Source organism: Siccirubricoccus soli (assembly GCF_024178315.1).
GTDB lineage: Bacteria > Pseudomonadota > Alphaproteobacteria > Acetobacterales > Acetobacteraceae > Siccirubricoccus > Siccirubricoccus soli.
This window is the reverse complement of record NZ_JAMZIK010000287.1, coordinates 1-2,252: the sequence shown is the minus strand read 5'-3', so window position 1 is coordinate 2,252 and position 2,252 is coordinate 1. Positions and strand designations below refer to the sequence as shown.

Genomic DNA, 2,252 nt, shown 5'->3' with positions numbered 1-2,252 from the left:
GCCGCCGCCCGGCACGCCGCCGCCCGCCCCGCCGCAGGCTGCCGCCCCGGCCGCGCCGGCCCAGGGCGTGCGCCACGCCTCGCTCACCTTCCGCCAGCTCGGCATCCGCGGGCCGATGCAGCTTCGCGGCGTCTCGGACCTGCAGGGCGTGCTGTTCGGGCTGCGCGCCGATGAGGTGGTGACGGAGGCGCGGCTGGTCGTCTCGGGCGCCACCTCCCCGGCGCTGCTGCCGGAATACAGCCAGATTGCCTTCACGCTGAACGAGCAATTCGTCGGCGCCGTGCAGCCGGACCGCGCCGCGCCGCGCTTCGGCCCGGTGGAGTTCCCGATCAGCCCGCTCTTCTTCACCGACCTGAACCGGTTGAACGTGCGCTTCTCCGGCCGCTACACGCAGGAGTGCAACGACCCGCTCTCCGGCCTGCTCTGGGCCAATGTCTCCGATCTTTCGGCCCTGCACCTGACGATCGAGCGGCTGCCGACGCCGCGCGACCTGGCGCGGCTGCCGGAGCCCTTCTTCGACCGCCGCATCCTGCGCTTCCCGCTGGTCCTGCCCTTCGTCCTGCCGGGCGATGCCGCGCCGGAGCTGCTGCGCGCGGCGGGCATCGCCGCCTCCTGGTTCGCGGTGCAGGCGGAATACCGCGGGGCGCAATTCCCGGTTTCCGCCGCCCCGCCGCAGCAGGGCAATGCCATCGTCATGGTCGTCGGCAGCCAGGGCGCGGCGGGGCTCGACCTGGCGCCGATGGAGGGGCCGACCCTCGCCGTCGTGCCGAACCCCAACGATTCCTATGGCCAGCTCCTGGTGGTGGGCGGCCGCACCGCGGCGGAGGCGGCGACGGCGGCGACCGCCCTCGCCTTCGGCCGGGCCGCGCTCGGCGGCGAGCGCGCGCTGGTGGAGGCACCGCCCGCCGCGCCGCGCCGCCCCTATGACGCACCGCGCTGGATCACCGACCAGCGCCCGGTGCGCTTCGGCGAGCTGGTGGATACCGATGTGCTGCAGGCCTCCGGCTTCGCGCCCGGCCCGGTGACGATTCCGCTGCGCACCGCGCCCGACCTCTACGTGGCGCGCGGCCATGGCATTCCCGTCGAGGTCGGGTTCCGCGCCCCGCCCGGGCCGGTGACGGATATCCGCGTCTCCCGCCTCGACCTCGCCTTCAGCGATTTCTACCTGAAGAGCCTGCCCTTCCGCGGCGAGGTCGGCCCCTGGCCGCTCTCCTGGGCACTGGCCCGGCTCGGCTGGCCGGCGGAGGTGCAGCGCGGCAGCACCGAGGTGCCGCCCTACCTGATCAGCGGCCAGAACGCGCTGCAGCTCCGCTTCGACATGCGGCCGCTGCATCGCGGCGACTGCGTCGCGGTGCCGGGCGAGGTGCGGGCCTCGATCGACCCGGACAGCACCATCGACCTCTCCCGCGCGCATCGCTTCGCGCTGCTGCCGAACCTCGCCTTCTTCGCCGGCGCCGGCTTCCCCTTCACCCGGATGGCGGATCTGTCCGAGACCGCGGTGGTGCTGCCCGACCGGCCGAATGCGGTGGAGATGAGCGCCTTCCTCGAGCTCGTCGGCCGGCTGGCGGCGACGGTCGGGCTGCCGGCGACCGGGCTTGCGGTCGTCGGGCCGGCGCGGCTGCAGGAGGTGGCGGACCGCGACCTGATCGTGCTCGGCCCGCTCGGCCGGCAGCCGGCGCTGAACGCGCTGCTGCGGGAGGGGCAGGCGCCGATCCGGCTGGAGGGCACGCGGCTCTCCCTCGCCCTGCCGACTGCGCTGGAGGATTTCCGCCATGCCCTCGCCGCGCCCTTCGGCGGCGCGGCGGAGGCGGAGCGGCAGCGCGTTGCGGCGCGGCTGGCGGCGGCGCCGGAAGGCTTCGGCGCGCTGCTCGGCTTCGAATCGCCGCTGCAGGCCGGGCGCTCGGTGGTGGCGCTGGTCTCGGCGGTGCCGGCGGGGCTGGAAGGCGTGCTGGCCACGCTGCGCGACCCGCAGCGCCAGCCGCTGGTGCAGGGCGATGTGGTGCTCGTCACCGCGGGCGGGGTGGAGGCCTACCGCACCGGCCGCACCTACTGGCATGGCAGCCTGCCGGTCTGGCTCTGGCCGGAATTCTACCTCGGCGCCCGGCCGCTGGTGATGCTGCCGGTCCTGGCCCTCGCCTGCCTGCTTATCGGGCTGCCGCTGCGGCGTGCGCTGCGGGCCCGGGCGGCCCGCCGGCTCCGGGCGCGCAGCCCATGAGCCGGCACCTCGCCGCCGCCCTCGCGGCCGGGCTGCT

Annotated in this window: 1 protein-coding gene; it reads left to right on the top strand. The window is 75.5% G+C overall.

The features are described 5' to 3' along the window. On the top strand, positions 1-2,215 hold a 2,215-nt coding region (gene bcsB, locus NJ376_RS28380; RefSeq protein WP_252956703.1), incomplete at its 5' end, for a cellulose biosynthesis cyclic di-GMP-binding regulatory protein BcsB. Between the last annotated feature and the right edge of the window lie 37 nt (positions 2,216-2,252).